The sequence below is a fragment of the Methanosphaera sp. DEW79 genome, from assembly GCF_003266085.1.
In the GTDB taxonomy this organism is placed as follows: Archaea; Methanobacteriota; Methanobacteria; order Methanobacteriales; family Methanobacteriaceae; genus Methanosphaera; species Methanosphaera stadtmanae.
Window position 1 is genome coordinate 52,706 of the sequence record NZ_MUZW01000028.1, and the last position, 16,285, is coordinate 68,990.

Here is a 16,285-nt window from a genome sequence, read left to right on the forward strand (position 1 = left end):
ATTTGAATTAAGTTTGTTCAATTATACTTTAATTTAGAGTTTAATAAAAAATAATATCATATTTATAAGAAATATAGATAAGTTTATAAGATTATTAAATTAAAATATTATATAGATAAAACTATATATTTTATAGATTTTTTAAATGAAAAATTAAAGGAGATACAATGAAACTTCAATTCTTAGGAACTGGTGGGGGCAGATTTGCTACAATCAGTCAAAAAAGAATGACTGGTGGTTTCAGAATTGATGATATAGATGGTAAAAATATTCATGTAGATCCAGGACCTGGAGCACTTGTAAGAACACATCAATATGGATTAAATCCTCGTAAGTTAAATTTAATTCTCATAAGCCATTGTCATACAGATCATTATACTGATGCAGAAGTATTAATAGAAGCAATGACACAAGGAATGACAAGAAAAGCAGGACATGTTATTGGAAGTGATAGTGTTATTAATGGACATGGTGACTTAGGTCCAAGTATTTCAAAATATCATCAAAGTAAACCAAAAGTAAGTGTTCTTAAACCAGAAGAAGAAATTAAACATGAAAATTTGAAAATAAGGGGTATTCATACAAAACATGGAGATCCAACATGTGTTGGATTTAATATAAATTATAAAGGTTTTAATATAAATTATACTTCAGATACTGAATACTTCCCAGAACTAGCTGAAGAACATAAGGATGCTGATGTTCTGATTGGAAATGTAATTAAAGAAGGAGAACGTAAAATTAAAGGTCACTTAAGAACAAGGGACTTTAAACAATTAATTGAAGAAGTACAGCCAAAAATAGCTATTATGACACATCTTGGGGTGAATTTAATTATGAATAATCCTTTCCAAAATACAAGAACTATTACTAAAGAAACTGGTGTCAGAACAATTGCAGCTACTGATGGTCTTACTATGAATCTTGATCAATATCTTGAATCATAACTTCTTTTTCTATTTTTTTTGCCTTGATGGCTCAGCAAGGAACAGTACCTGACTCGTAATCAGGGGATCGGGGGTTCAAATCCCCCTCAGGGCTTATAAACTTTTTTTTAAAGGATATTTATTTTATAATATGTTTGATTGTTTTATAAGTATACATAATGGTAGTTTTTCCCTGTTTAAAGTGATTATATAACTAATTATGTAATTTTTGATATATTGTAGATTTAAATTAAAAATTAACTAAAAAAAATATTAGGTTATTAAATTGATAGTATTGTGAAATTTCTTAAATATTTTATGTTTTAAAAAATAGATTATTATTATAACTAAATTATAATATTTTTTTATTAGAAGGGGAGAGAGAAATTATTACTGAAATTTGTGGTTCAATTATTGAATCTAATGAAAAAGACATATTTAAAACATTAGATAAAGCAGTAGACTTGGATGTTAATTATATTGAATTAAGATTGGATGTTATTGAAAATATTACTTCGAAAAAAGCAACTTCTATCATTGAAAAAATAAGGAATGTTACAGATATTCCAATTATATTAACAAATAGAACGAAGTATGAGGGAGGATATTTTCCATCTACAGAAGAGGATAGAATTAAAATATTGATGGATAATGCATCTCTTGTTGAATATACAGATATTGAATTATCTACCAATGAAAATCTTAGACAAGAAGTTATAGACAATGCTAATAGAACAATTATATCATATCATAATTTTGAAAAAACACCATCTTCTGAATATCTGGAGAATGTTGTAAATAGTGCATTGAATGTAGGAGATATAGCTAAAATTGCTGTTAAACCATTAAATATTGAGGATACTTATGTTTTATTAAGATTACTTATGGAATATGATGATTTAATTGGTATTTCTATGGATAAACTAGGTTCATATACAAGGATACTTGGACCAATATTAGGATCTCCTGTAACATATACAGCAATAACTGATGAATCAGCTCCTGGCCAATTTGATGTTAAAACAACAAGAGATATTCTTAAAAAATTAAAAAATTATTAGAATTGATTTATATGAATAAAAAGGATAGGCAGATTATTAAAACATTAAATAATCTTGGTGTAGATACAAGATATATTAGTTTATATAATGAACATGTTTATATTAATAATTCAAAGTTTTCCAAGTTTTCTAGAAAAAAAGAAGAGAAATTCAACTGTTTATATCCAAATATATCAGTTACAAGATCTATGCTTTTTCAAAAGATATGTGTTAAAGTATCAAGAACTATTAAAAATCAGATAAAACCAAAGGATGAAATATATATAGATAATACTCCAACAGCTAAAAATATAGTATTAAACATAGTTTTAGAATCATATAAAAGAAAATATGGAATAAAAATAGCACACACACCTACAAAGCATAGTATAATTGTAAGCTCTAAGTGTTTAGATGATTTTTCAAGTGAATATATTCATTTAATGTTATCTGGAAATAAAATAACAGATACATATGAAGAAAATACAATTTATCCATTAATACATGTACATCAAGATTGGATTGATGATTGGATATCTTCAACAGATATAAAACACATAACTTCCAATGTTGAAGAGGATACAAAAATAAAAGAAATGCTAACATTTCTAGAAAAACATATACCTAATGTTAATGAGTCAATTAAACAATCAGTAACATATTTAGATGAAAATAGAATAGATTAAAATGGGAGAATAAACAATGGTTGCAAATACAACAGGAGAAATATTTAAAGTAACAACATTTGGATTAAGTCATGGAAAAGCTTTAGGTGCAACAATTGATGGTTGTCCTGCAGGACTTAATCTATCAAATGAAGATATTCAAAATGAATTAAATAAAAGAAGACCTGGAACTAGTAACTTAACAACATCAAGAGATGAAAAAGATAAAGTAGAAATATTATCAGGTATATTCAATGGTATGACAGATGGAACACCAATAACAGCAATAATATTTAACAAAGACCAAAGAAGTAAAAACTATGATAACTTAAAAAATAATCCAAGACCAGGACATGGCGATTTTTGTTGGAGAGAAAAATTTGGAAATTATGACTATCGTGGTGGAGGAAGAGGAAGTGGAAGAGTAACAATTGGACATGTAATAGGAGGAGCAGTAAGTAAAAAACTCCTACAACAACATAACATAACAACAACAGCCCATGTAACATCGATTCATAACATACATTCAACAAAGAAATTCACATTAAATACTATAAAAGAAAATATTACAAAGAATAATGTTAGATGTGCAGATTTAGAAGTTGCTACTTTAATGGAAGATGAAATTCTAAAACTTAAAGAAAGGGGAGATAGTACTGGAGGAAAAGTAGAAATAATCATTGATAATGTACCTGTAGGTTTAGGTCAACCAGTATTTGATAAGATAGATGGGGACTTTGCAAAGGCATTGATGAATATTGGAGCAGTAAAGGCTGTTGAAGTAGGATGTGGTATTGAAAGTTCAACATTAACAGGACATGAAATGAATGATGAATACTACATAGAAGATAATAAAATTCAGACAAAAACAAACAATGCTGGAGGAATTGTTGGTGGTATGACAAATGGTATGCCAATTATTTTAAAGATTTCTGTTAAACCAACACCATCAGTAAGTGGAATACAAAATACTGTTAATTTAGAAAAAAGAGAAAATTCCACTATAGAAATAGAAGGTCGACATGATCCATGTATCTGTCCAAGAATAACAACAGTTGCAGAAGCAGTATGTAACATGGTACTTGCAGATCACATGATAAGAGCAGGATATATTCATCCTGATAAAATAAATTAAAATATTTTAAAAATAGATCTATTTTAGAAAAATAAAAGTTGTGGTATTTACTTATTATATAACTTTAAAAACTTCTCATGAGCCAAGTATTCTATGGTATCATCTAGTTTTTCAAGTGATTCCACTTCATACTTATTTTGAAGAGCTTTTAATATTAAATAATCTGCCACATGTGGATTTTTAGGTAGTATTGGTCCATGTAGATATGTTCCAATGTAATTTTTATATACTACACCTTCAACACCATCAGTATCATTATTTCCCTTACCAACAAGAACATTTCCTAGTGGTGTGTAGTTAGAGTAGGTTCTACCTCCATGATTTTCAAAACCCACAATTGTTTTTGGAGTAATATCAAGTGTTGTTTCAAGAATAATATTGTTAATTATTCTATTTTGTCTATGAACAGTAGTATAATCAAATATATTAAGTCCTGGAAGACTATCACCATTTTTATTAATATATTCTTTTCCAAGTAATTGATATCCACCACAAACAGCAAGTAATACTTTATTTTCTTCAATTATTTGTTTAAATGAATCTTTATAATTTAGAAAATCATTATACACAATTTCTTGTGAATTATCAGATCCTCCACCTATAAAGAAGATATCTCCCAGTGATAGATCATATTTTTCTTCCTTGGAAAATTTATATAAATTAACTTCAATTCCTCGTTTTTCACATCTATTTTTTAAACATAGAATATTTCCAGTATCTCCATATAAATTTAGTTGTTCTGGATACATATGAAATAAATTTAGCTCCATATTAATCTCCTTTTGTTATTTTTTCAATATAATCTCTTGTTTTGAAGATAGCAGTGTATGTTGGTAGAACATATAATATATCAACATCATCTTCTATTGCAGTATCAATAGCATTTTTAAAATCATCATTAATAATTATTTTATCCTCTGATACTTCGGTGTATTTTACACGTAAAGCCATTTCTTCCGCTCGTATACCACTACAATAGTAGTTTAATATTGTATCCTGATTTTTTATAGTCATATCACCATCCCAAATCCATGATGTATCTTGTCCATCTGCAGGATTATCATTTAATATTTGTAGAATGGATTTTTTCTGATTATCATTGGATATTAATTTTATAGATTCACTAAGACCTATAGGATTTTTTGTTAAAACAATTTTTATTGTTTTATTATTATAGGTCATATCTTCCATTCTTCCAAGTGAAAAATGGAAATTAGCCATTTGTTTTTCTATTATTTGTGGTTTTATATTCAATGTATCACACAATGCATAGACTCCACATACATTATATGTATTATATGTTCCAATGTATGGAAATGTAATATTTATAATGTTATCATATGTTTTAAGAGTTATTTCTTGTTTATTCTCTTTTTTTATATGTTTTTGAACTATATAGTCACGTTTTCCATTGGAAAATAAACATTTAGCACACTCATATTCTCCTAGATTTCCATAGTTATATGTTTTATAGTCTAGTTTAGAACCACATAATGGACAGTTTTTTAGACATAAATTATTACCCTCCAAATCATCTGATTTAACTGAATATTTTACAACTTCATTTTCAAGTTTTGTGTAGGTATTAACATATGGATCATCTGCATTAAGTATTAAAGTAGCAGTAGGTACTTGTTTTATACTCTTTCTTACTTCATCCACTATTTCTTCTATTTCTCCATATCTATCTAGCTGGTCTCTGAAAAAGTTTGTTACTAGAATATAATCTGGTTTTAAATCTTTAATTACTCTAGGCATTGATCCTTCATCTACTTCAAATACTCCATAATCATAATGATCTTTTGTATCTTTAATATATGAACTAACAATACCTTGAATCATATTTGCACCCATAAGATTAGATAATACTATATTTTCATCTCTTAAAATATGATTAGTTAAATTGTTACTTGTGGTTTTTCCATTAGTCCCTGTGATAAGTATTATTGTATCAGCAGATTTTCTTATATCTTTTAGTATCTCTTTATGAATTTTTAGAGCAATATTTCCAGGTAAGGCTGTTCCAGATTTATTGGTCATATTCAGTGCTTTTAGTACTAATTTACCAGTAATCAGTCCAATGTCTTTCTTAATATTGTATAAAATATTACCCATTATTATCAATCCATTTTTTTTATTAATTTTTTTCTTCTTTTAAATCTAAAAATTAATCAAGGTATTAATATTATCTTATTTTTGTCATCTAATATATGTTATTATTTTTTCATAGATTAATATCATAATCTTAATATTTATTTTAAAAAATAGATAATAATGATAATAATTTATGGGGATGTAATATGAAAATGGTTTCTTTTGGTATTGATATTTCAGATAATGATATATCATGCTCTGATGAATTAATAAAAAGTATAGAAAACGATCTTTACAAGATAGAAAAAGAAGCTCAACTAGCTAAACTTACCAACATAACAGGTGATGATATTGTTATTACTGCAGTAACACGTGATGAAAACTTAGAGAATGTTAATAAAACAATACATCAAGTTTTAAAAGATAATGCACTTGGTTTTGATGACTTAAATGGTGTAGGTAATACGCCTTCTGAAGCAGGAGAAGGAATATCCTATGGAATAATAGATTTAAATCCAAATTATCTACCTGATGCAATTATCATAGGTTTTGATACATATTGTGGTGAATCATTTGTTGATAAGGTAGCAAAATCAGCAATAGATGCTGCAAAGGGCATGGACTTTGTAGGAGATGTTGGTGGTGGATGTGTTAGTGATATACAACACATTCCAGGTGTTGGATATGTATCTAGTCAAACAGATGATCCTGTTGTATTAGCATCAGTAGAAAATGTTGAACAGGTGGGAGTTGTAGCTGGAGCTATGGTTGGAGCAATACTTGGAAATAAAAACACATATCTTGTAAGGCGTAATACTCCTGCAAATGTAATTCCTGGAAGTGTAATTTGTTCTGTTACAGCATTGATGAATGGAAATATAATTGATTTAGCCCAACCTTTAAGTTATAAAATGAGAATTCTTGAAAAATAAATGAGTATTAAATTAAAAACTTCATTGTTATAATTTATAGATTATATTAAAATAAGTTATTACTATAATTTTTATAAAAATTATAGAACATACATAATTTAAGCAGTAGAAATGTTTAATATTAGAAAAAAACAAATAATAGATTAATTATGAAATATGAGTTATATATTTTTTTTAAAAAAATTTATTTTTGAAGAACATTAAATATAATATCAAATTAATAAAGAAAAATAAAATAAGGGGAATATTTGTGATATTACTAGATGAGAATACAAAAGCAGTTGTTCAAGGAATCACTGGAAAACAGGGACGTTTTCATACAAAAGAAATGGTGGAATACAATACTAATATTGTAGCAGGAACAAGTCCAGGAAAAGCAGGACAAACAGTTGATGGTGTACCAGTATATAATTCCATTGAGGAAATTAAACAAAAACATCCTGAGGTCAATGCTAGTATTATATTTATACCAGCACCATTTGTAAAAGATGCAGCATTTGAAGCAATAAGTCAATTAGATTTGGTTATTATTATAACAGAACATTTACCAATTCATGATTCAATGGAAATTGTTGAATATGCAAAACAACATAATACTACTTTAATTGGTCCAAATACTCCTGGAATTATAACACCAGGTGTTGGAAAACTTGGAATAATGCCAACACATATATTTAAAAAAGGAAAAGTAGGATTAGTATCTAGAAGTGGAACTTTAACATATGAAGTAGCAAGTCAAATAAGTGCTGCAGGTTATGGTTTAAGTACTGCTGTGGGTGTAGGGGGAGACCCTGTAACTGGTGAAAGTTTTACAAATATCTTAGAAAAATTTGAAAATGATCCAGAAACTGAACAAATTGTTATGTTAGGTGAAATTGGAGGAATAGCTGAAGTAAAAGCTGCAAAATATGCTCAAGAAAACTTAACAAAACCAATAATCTCATTTATTGCAGGAGTATCTGCACCTCTTGGAAAAAGAATGGGGCATGCAGGAGCTATTATTGAAGGAACTGATGGTACTGCTCAAAATAAAAAGGAACTACTTAAAAGTTATGGAGTTCATGTGGCTGATATACCTTCAGATATAGTAACAATACTTAATGAGATTACTGAATAATTTCAAATTCAATAACACTACTTCTTGTGGTGTTTATTACATTTTAATTCTTTTTTTATTCAATAGCTAAAAAATCATAACTTATTTTTAAAATAATTATAATAGACTATAAATTATAAAATAATAATTACACTATTATATTAGAATAAATAAATATTGTTATTAACAACAATTCTAGATGGTGCATTTTCATGGATTTAACTCAAGATGAAATAATTGAAAAATTAGATTCTGGCGAAATCAGAATATTTGAAATTGAAAAATATACAAAAACAGCAAATGAAGCAGCAGATATACGAAGAAAATATATTGAAATAAAAACAGGCACACAACTTAAACACATATCCAAATATTCTATTGACATGACAGATACTGCTAAGAAAAATATTGAAAATCCTATAGGAACTATTCAAATACCTGTAGGTGTAGTTGGACCTATTGTTATTGATAATAATGAAGAGAATATTGAAACATATGTACCTATGGCAACAACTGAAGGTGCATTACTTGCTAGTGTAAATAGGGGTTGTTCTGTTATAAGACGTTCTAATGGATGTAATGTTTCAATACTTTCAAATCAAATGACAAGAGCTCCTGTTCTTAAAACTAAATCTGTTCATGATGCTAATAAATTGAAAAAATGGATAGAAGATAATTTTGATAAAATAAAAGAAGTTGCACAGTCAACAACAAATCATGGAAAATTACTTAAAATAGATCCAATTGCTATAGTGGGAAGATTTGTATATCCACGTTTTGTATATGAAACTGGAGATAGTATGGGTATGAATATGGTAACTATTGCTACTCAAAAAGCATTAGATCTTATAGAAAAAGAAAATAATATTCATATCATAGCTTTAAGTGGAAATTTCTGTGTAGATAAGAAAGCATCTGCAGTAAATCTTATTGAAGGTCGTGGAAAAAGTGTTGTGGCAGAAGTAATTGTACCTAAAGAAGTTGTTGAAAGAGTACTAAAAACTACAACAGATGCAATTGTTGAAGTAAATTATGCTAAAAACTTAGTAGGCTCTGCAATTGCTGGAAGTTATGGTTATAATGCACATTATGCAAACATGGTGGCAGCAATCTTTTTAGCAACAGGACAAGATCCTGCACATGTGGTAGAGGGAAGTCTTGGTATAACTTCTGCTGAAAATGATAATGGAGATTTATATTTCAGTGTAACTTTACCTGATTTACCAGTTGCAACTGTTGGTGGTGGAACTAGACTTGAAACAGCTGTTGAGTCATTAAATTTACTTAATGCTAAAGGTTCTAATAAAGTCAATAGATATGCATCTATTGTTGCAGGAATTGTACTTGCAGGAGAATTATCATTGGTTGGGGCCTTAGCTGCAGGTCATTTGGCTCGTGCACATGAAGAATTAGGTAGATAAATCAAGAATACAATAAATTTAAGAGTAAGATTAAATATGAAAGTAACATTAAAACAAATTATTAAAGATTATATTGCAATGAGTAGGTATGTTGCATTAGGATCACTTGATGGGATATTAACAGTGCTGAGTATATCTCTAACAGCAGCAATACTCGGTATGAACTCTGGAGGTGCAGTAAATCCTGTTACTGTAGGTATAACAGGTCTTAGTGGTGGGATTGCTATAGCTCTATCCAATGGTTTTGGTTCATATATTGGTGAGGAAGCTGAAGAAGCTAAAATTATTAGAGATCTTGAATCTAGGATGATGTTAGATGAACGTTCATTAGATGATACTATTATTCATGAAGAAGCTAAATATCGTGTATATATGAGTATGTTAACACATGGTAGTGCAAGTTTCATGGGTTCATTTATACCTTCAATACCATTTTTCTTAATTGGTGATATTTACTCGGCAGTTATAGTAACATTAATTGTATGTTTTACTATGTTAACAGTACTTGGATGTTATCTTGGAAAAATATCCAAGGAAAGTATGGTTAAATCTGCTATTAAAATTATTTCAGTTGGAGTTCTTATAGTAATTATAAGTTATCTAATAGGTGGAAGTCATGGATAAATTAGGTGTAACTAATGATATATAAATACCATGTTGTTTTACTTAAAGAACAAGTAATTATAAATGATAAATATTATCAAGCAGATAATAAACCTAATAATGAGGAATTTAAGAAATTAGTAAATCAGTATGATGCTGATGAAGTAGTATTAAATACTATTTGTGATGATGAACTTGAGTCTATAGATAAAGAACATATTGATATTAATAGTTTATAATCTCCTCTATTTCTTTTTTGAGTCTTGTTTTTAATATAAAAATATTAATATAATGAAATAATCATATCTATTTTTAATAATAAAAAAAAATAAGAGAATAGGAGGTGTACTAATTGAAATTCAATCCAATTTTTGCTATTCTAGGATTTATTTTTGGAGTTATGGGTGGGTTTATTGCATATTTTTTATCTGGTTTTGCTTCCGAATTAATGACTAATAGTTCAATAGCACTTATTTCGGGAATTTTAGGTCTTATTGGTATATGGTTATTCAATAAGGATTATAGAGTTGCAATTACACAGTATATCATTGCTGGAATTGGTGTTTTAATTGGAGTTAGTTTGTATGGTGTAGTTGGCTGCATATTCTATGTACTTGCAGCTGTAGTTGCATTGATGGAAAAAGATAAGATAAAACCTACAATTTCACAAACAAATAATATACATTATTTTGGAAACAAGGATAATATTCCACAAGTACCTGTAATTAAAAGTGATTCACGTCTATGGATAATACCTTTAGTATCATTTATTGTTATTTTACTTGTAGGCGTTGGTGGAAATATTAGTCATGACATGGAGATTTCACAGAAGGCATCATCACTTGAAGTATCAAATGTAGCTATTGAAAGTGAAGGATATTCAATGTATAAGGTATCATGTGATCTTAAATCTTCAATGAATTATAAGTATCTACAAATGGAAGTTATATTCTATGATTCAAATAATGCTATTATTGGTAAAAGTCCACTTGTATGGAATATGAATAATCCACAAAAAGATCAGATAATTAAGGTTTCAGGAACTGCCATGACAAGTAATTCAAAGAATGTACCAGTACGTGCAGAATTATATTTCTATGATGATGCTCTAAATTCAAATCCTAACGATGCAATTTATGTGCACAATGTTACAATAAATTAAAAAAAATTCACTTATTTTTTATTTTTTTAAAATATTTTTATTTTTTTCCCTATTTTTTATTCTAATTTCATTTTTTCAAGTAAATTTGATTACTTTTAAAGCATAAGCTTTATAAAAGATTACCTATATATCAATAATAGTATAGGTGATATGTATAGTTGTCCAAATACCAAAAAAAATATAATGACATATATTAACGTATACCGTAAATTAATATCACATCACCACTTACCGATATTAAAAAAAACCTCTATACACACATCCCTATACCCACTTATTAATTAAAATAATATCACTATTTTTACATGAATTTAAGCAAAATAATTTATTATATTTAAAATAAATATATAATTAAATGAAATATTTTTTGAGTAATAATAAATATTACTAAATTAGATGAATTTAAAAAGGAGAATTTAGATGATACGATGTATTTCTTGTGGAAAAGAATACGATGATGATGAAATAATATATAACTGTACATGTGGTTCAATTCTTGAAGTAGAAACTGAAGTTGAAGATATTCCACGTGAAACTTTTGAAAATAGACGAGATAATATCTGGAAATACAAAGAATTCTTACCAGTAAATGCTGACAATAGAGTAAGTCTAGATGAAGGTGGAACACCATTTTGTAAATGTGAAAAAATAGGTAAAGAATTAGGTGTAGACCTTTATGTTAAAGTAGAAGGTTCAAATCCAACAGGTAGTTTTAAAGATAGGGGAATGAGTGTAGGTACAACAAAAGCAGTAGATCTTGGAGTAAATATGGTTGGTTGTGCTTCTACAGGAAACACTTCAGCTTCACTATCAGCATATGCTGCACGTGCTGGACTTAAATGTGCAGTAGTATTACCATCAGGAAAAGTAGCTTTAGGAAAATTAGCTCAAGCAATGTTCCATGGAGCAAAAGTATTTGCAATTGATGGAAACTTTGATGATGCATTAAAAACCATAACAGAATTAGCATTAGATGGTGAATTATATCTTCTAAATTCAATAAATCCATTCCGTTTAGAAGGACAAAAAACTATTGGATTTGAATTAGTACATGATCTTGGATGGGAATCACCAGATAGAGTAATATTACCTGTAGGTAATGCAGGAAACATATCTGCAATATGGAAAGGTATAACTGAATTTAGAGATGCAGGATACATTAAAGATACTCCTATGATGACAGGTATTCAGGCAGTTAACAGTGCACCAATAGCAAATGCAGTAAAAGCAGGAGAAGACACAGTAACTCCTGTAGAAAATCCAGATACTATTGCAACAGCTATAAGAATAGGAGCGCCTGTAAGTTCAGTAAAAGCTATGAGAGCAATAAAAGAATCTAATGGTACTGCAGAAACAGTAACTGATGATGAAATATTAGATGCACAAAAATATCTTGCAAGAACAGAGGGTATTGGTGTAGAACCAGCATCTGCTGCAAGTATTGCAGGACTTAAAAAATTAGTTGAAAATGGTGATGTTGATAAAGGTGAACGTGTTGTATGTATTGTAACAGGACATGTATTAAAAGATCCTAATGTAGCAATAGATGCATGTGAAGATCCAACACCTGTATCATCAGATCCTAATGAAATAAGAAATGTTATAAGAACCTTATAAGTTCATATAACTTCCACTTTTTTTTATTAAAAAAAATCTTTTGATTATTATGATGATTATAATTACAGGTACTCCAGGTACAGGTAAAACTACTGTAACAAAAATATTAAAGAATAAAATTAATGCTAAATTAATTAGTATTAATAGTTTACTTGAGAGTTATGATTTAACTTTAGGTACTGATGAAGTACGAGGATATAAAATAGTTGATACTATTGAAATGATTCCTATTGTTAATAAAATCAGAAAAGAATGTGGTGATAATCTTCTTATATTTGAAGGACATTTAGCACAAGACTATCCAAGTAGTGATATGGTTGTTGTTTTAAGATGTAATCCTGATATTCTTAAAAAACGATTAGATAGTCGTAATTGGCCTGAAAAAAAGGTTAAAGAGAATGTTAGTGCTGAGATTTTAGGTGTTTGTACAAGTGAAAGTTATGAAACTTATGGAGATATTGTTCAAGAAGTGGAAACATCTAATTTAACACCAGATGAGGTTGCAGATATATTGATAGATATCATTAATAAAAAGGTAGAATATCCTTTAGGTATTATTGATTATCTTGGAGATTACTTCACATATCTTGATTAATTTTTTATTTTTTTAATAATATTACTTTTTTTAAAATGATTCTGGACGTTTCATGTTCAAATACTATTTATTTTCTGAATATTACGTGTATCTTTCTTTTATTTATATAACTAATTCCTTATTTTTCTTTATTTAACTTTAAACTATGATAATTTAAATGTGGGTTTAATAACTAATTAATAAATTAACCTCAGATTAAAATAATATTTTTATTGAATTTAAAAGTTTAAATAATTTTTTATTGTATTGTTATATAAATTTAGGGGGGGGGTGATGTGACACATGATCCTAAAACTTTAAATAAGTATTTATTGTATTGTTATGTATTAGTTTTTTAAAAAATTTCCTTTAAATGATTTTAAAATAGTAATGTTTAATAATGATAAATAATAAAATATGTTGAGAGAAGATTTAAGTTTATTTTAAATTCAAATCATTTAAATTTAAGTAATATTTAAATTTACAAATAAAAGTTTTAAATAGAAATTAAATAATCTTCTTTATTTAATTAATAAAATAGTAGTTGAGAATTAAGAATATTTAAAAATATTCTATTTATTTAATATGGGTGAAAAATAAAATTTTTTTAAATCAAACAGGATAAATTTCATAAATAATTATGAAATAAGGATAATCAAAATGAAAGTAGAGATAAAAATAAGATTATAAATTGGTGAAACTATGCATAAAAATAGAATAGTGTGTATATTTATTATGTTATTAGTTTTATTAATTGGATTAAGTTGCGCTGTAGCAACAGATACTTCTAAAGATATTTCAGAGTTAGAAGTAAAAAAACAAGATATTGATACAAATATAAATGCTCTAAAAGAATCAAATGTTGATAAAACAGTAAATCAAAAAGAAATAATAGGAAAAACGCAGAATACACAAATTGATAAAATAAAAGCTAAAGAAACTACGAAAAACACAATAACAAAGAAAGAACCAACAATAAGTAGCACTGAAAAATCAACAAAAACAACAGATGATGACACTCAAGAAGCATCAAATCATGATGCAAAGTCTAATAAAAAATCAAACACTGATTCATCAACATTAGTACCTCTTGAAGATCACGAGGAAGTATCTTATGATAAAAATACAGTATCAAATGAAGTAAATATTAATCCAAAAGTAACTAATAACATAAAAGACAGTACATTTAATTTAAAAAATATTGAAGAACCATATAAAAATGTTTCAAGTTTAAATCAAATAAACACCAATGGAACATTTAATTTAACAAGTGATACTTCTGGACAATTAACATTATCTGATGGAAATACTACAATATATGGAAATAATCATAAGATAATACCAAATAATGCAAATCAATACTTTGTAACAATTAATGCAGGACAAAAACTTACATTGAAAAATATAGTTATAGATAGTAATCCTGGATTTTTCAATGATTGGCTATACAGACCTGCAATAATAGTTAATGCTGGTGGAGAATTAATATTAGATAACTGTACAATATCAAGAACAATTCAAGCTATTAAATCAGAAGGTAATGTTACAATATTAAATAGTAACATAAATAACAATGGTAGAATTGCTCATGGTGCTACAATAGAGATAAAAGGAAATTCAAATGTTTATATAGAAAAGTCACGTTTATCTAATAACCAATATTGTGGAATTAATGTAGCAAGTAATCAAGCAAAAGTACTATTAAATCAAACAGAACTAAGTGGATCTATAGAAATGCACGTATATCTGGGAAATATATCATTATACAATGTTACATATGATGGTACACAGATAACTGATGAAAACAAAGTAAGTAACGATGGAATTCAAGATACTCAAGATAAAACTAATAAAAAAAATATAATTATTCTTGAAGACAGTATGATTTCCATAGATCATGCACAGAAAATATTAAATTCAACAACAATGACAATAAATGGAAGACTCACAAGTGGAAATACATATCTTCCAAATCAAACACTGAAAGTATATGTTGATGATGTATTAATTGGAGAAGTTACTACAAATGATAATGGATATTATACTATATCCTACACTGCAGAAGAAGTTGGTAATCATAACATAAAAGTAACCTATGATGGAAATTACAAATATCTTCCATCTGAAGCTAAATCATCATTCGAAGTATATAAAATAGATACAAATATCATAATTAACAACATCAATGATGAACTATTTGATAAACTTGCAAATATCACAGGAACACTTACAAATGCCAATGACGAAGTCATATCCGATGCTAAAGTAATAGTTACAATTAATGGTAATCAAAAGATTTTAATAACAAACAGTACTGGTGGATTCACATATACTGGAGCTAAAGTTTTACTTGGTGATAATACAGTTACAGCATTATTTGAAGGAACAAGAACATACAATCCATCAGAAGATACAAAAACATTCACAGGTAAAAAACATGATACACAAATAACACTAAATCCAATAGAAAATACACATATTGATGATTCTATTGAAATAAGTGGTATATTAACAGATGTAAATGGCACAGTACTTACAAATAAAAACATAATAATCACAATAGATAATCAACAACACACCATAACAACAGATGATAATGGAAAATATAGGATAACACATACCATAACATCTTCTGGAGAAAAAACAGTACTAGTAACATATGATGGAGACACAGCATATAATCCAAGTAGTAATCAAACATCATTCAATGTACGTAAAATAAACACAACCATTTCACTAGATAATATAAGTGATACAACAATAGACTCAACTATTTGGATAAGTGGAATACTCAAAGATGAAATTGGAAACATACTACCAAATACTCAAGTAAGTATTTTAATAAATACACATAACATAACAACAACCACAGATGTAAATGGAAAATATAATTACTCCTATACTACAACCACACTTGGAGAAAATAGGATAATGGTAGGATATATTGGCAATGATAAATATTCTTCTTCATACAATGAAACATCATTCAATGTACATAGAATAAATACAAATCTATCCAT

General features: G+C 27.6%; 15 protein-coding genes and 1 tRNA gene. 14 read left to right on the top strand and 2 right to left on the bottom strand.

Going from position 1 to position 16,285, the window contains the following annotated elements; translation table 11 throughout:
- Positions 1-167 precede the first annotated feature (167 nt).
- The 5 genes from BZ132_RS02820 to aroC all read left to right on the top strand — a co-directional run bounded on the left by BZ132_RS02820 (position 168) and on the right by aroC (position 3,766).
- Positions 168-947 (top strand): MBL fold metallo-hydrolase, encoded by a 780-nt coding sequence (locus BZ132_RS02820; RefSeq protein ID WP_112149419.1) that lies wholly within the window; start codon positions 168-170, stop codon positions 945-947.
- Positions 948-967: 20 nt separating this feature from the next.
- Positions 968-1,041 (top strand) — tRNA-Thr (locus BZ132_RS02825).
- Between the two features lie 295 nt (positions 1,042-1,336).
- The gene (gene aroD / locus BZ132_RS02830; RefSeq protein WP_258393691.1) at positions 1,337-1,987 is read left to right on the top strand and encodes a type I 3-dehydroquinate dehydratase; all 651 of its coding nucleotides are present in this window, start codon (positions 1,337-1,339) and stop codon (positions 1,985-1,987) included.
- Positions 1,988-1,998: 11 nt separating this feature from the next.
- Positions 1,999-2,652 carry a hypothetical protein gene (locus tag BZ132_RS02835; protein WP_286940434.1) on the top strand — a complete coding sequence of 218 codons (654 nt, stop codon included), beginning with the start codon at positions 1,999-2,001 and terminating at the stop codon, positions 2,650-2,652.
- Between the two features lie 16 nt (positions 2,653-2,668).
- Positions 2,669-3,766 (top strand): chorismate synthase, encoded by a 1,098-nt coding sequence (gene aroC, locus BZ132_RS02840; protein WP_011406177.1) that lies wholly within the window; start codon positions 2,669-2,671, stop codon positions 3,764-3,766.
- Between the two features lie 47 nt (positions 3,767-3,813).
- On the opposite strand, the gene BZ132_RS02845 is transcribed toward aroC, so the two are convergent.
- Positions 3,814-4,542, bottom strand: coding sequence for a type 1 glutamine amidotransferase (locus BZ132_RS02845; protein ID WP_220084901.1), 729 nt, complete (start codon positions 4,540-4,542; stop codon positions 3,814-3,816).
- Positions 4,538-5,881 carry a Mur ligase family protein gene (locus tag BZ132_RS02850; RefSeq protein ID WP_011406179.1) on the bottom strand — a complete coding sequence of 448 codons (1,344 nt, stop codon included), beginning with the start codon at positions 5,879-5,881 and terminating at the stop codon, positions 4,538-4,540. The genes BZ132_RS02845 and BZ132_RS02850 overlap by 5 nt, the downstream gene beginning before the upstream one ends.
- Before the next feature lie 185 nt (positions 5,882-6,066).
- Between BZ132_RS02850 and BZ132_RS02855 the strand changes: the two genes are divergently transcribed.
- From BZ132_RS02855 to BZ132_RS02895, 9 genes are all read left to right on the top strand, one after another.
- Complete coding sequence (locus tag BZ132_RS02855) at positions 6,067-6,792, top strand: hypothetical protein (RefSeq protein ID WP_112149423.1); 726 nt, start codon at positions 6,067-6,069, stop codon at positions 6,790-6,792.
- 250 nt (positions 6,793-7,042) lie between these two features.
- The gene (gene sucD, locus BZ132_RS02860) at positions 7,043-7,909 is read left to right on the top strand and encodes a succinate--CoA ligase subunit alpha (RefSeq protein ID WP_011406181.1); all 867 of its coding nucleotides are present in this window, start codon (positions 7,043-7,045) and stop codon (positions 7,907-7,909) included.
- Positions 7,910-8,100: 191 nt separating this feature from the next.
- Entirely contained in the window at positions 8,101-9,309 is a 1,209-nt protein-coding gene (hmgA, locus tag BZ132_RS02865) for a hydroxymethylglutaryl-CoA reductase (NADPH) (protein WP_011406182.1), read from the top strand.
- Positions 9,310-9,345: 36 nt separating this feature from the next.
- Positions 9,346-9,933, top strand: coding sequence for a TIGR00267 family protein (locus tag BZ132_RS02870; protein WP_011406183.1), 588 nt, complete (start codon positions 9,346-9,348; stop codon positions 9,931-9,933).
- Between the two features lie 14 nt (positions 9,934-9,947).
- Positions 9,948-10,151 carry a hypothetical protein gene (locus BZ132_RS02875; RefSeq protein WP_112149424.1) on the top strand — a complete coding sequence of 68 codons (204 nt, stop codon included), beginning with the start codon at positions 9,948-9,950 and terminating at the stop codon, positions 10,149-10,151.
- A gap of 113 nt (positions 10,152-10,264) precedes the next feature.
- A complete protein-coding gene (locus BZ132_RS02880; protein ID WP_286940438.1) occupies positions 10,265-11,074 on the top strand; it encodes a hypothetical protein in 810 nt (269 codons plus the stop codon).
- Positions 11,075-11,494: 420 nt separating this feature from the next.
- Entirely contained in the window at positions 11,495-12,691 is a 1,197-nt protein-coding gene (gene thrC / locus BZ132_RS02885) for a threonine synthase (RefSeq protein ID WP_011406186.1), read from the top strand.
- Positions 12,692-12,740: 49 nt separating this feature from the next.
- Positions 12,741-13,286 (top strand): adenylate kinase family protein, encoded by a 546-nt coding sequence (locus tag BZ132_RS02890; RefSeq protein ID WP_112149425.1) that lies wholly within the window; start codon positions 12,741-12,743, stop codon positions 13,284-13,286.
- Between the two features lie 681 nt (positions 13,287-13,967).
- Positions 13,968-16,285: Ig-like domain repeat protein (locus BZ132_RS02895; protein WP_286940441.1), on the top strand; the 2,318-nt coding region annotated here is incomplete at its 3' end.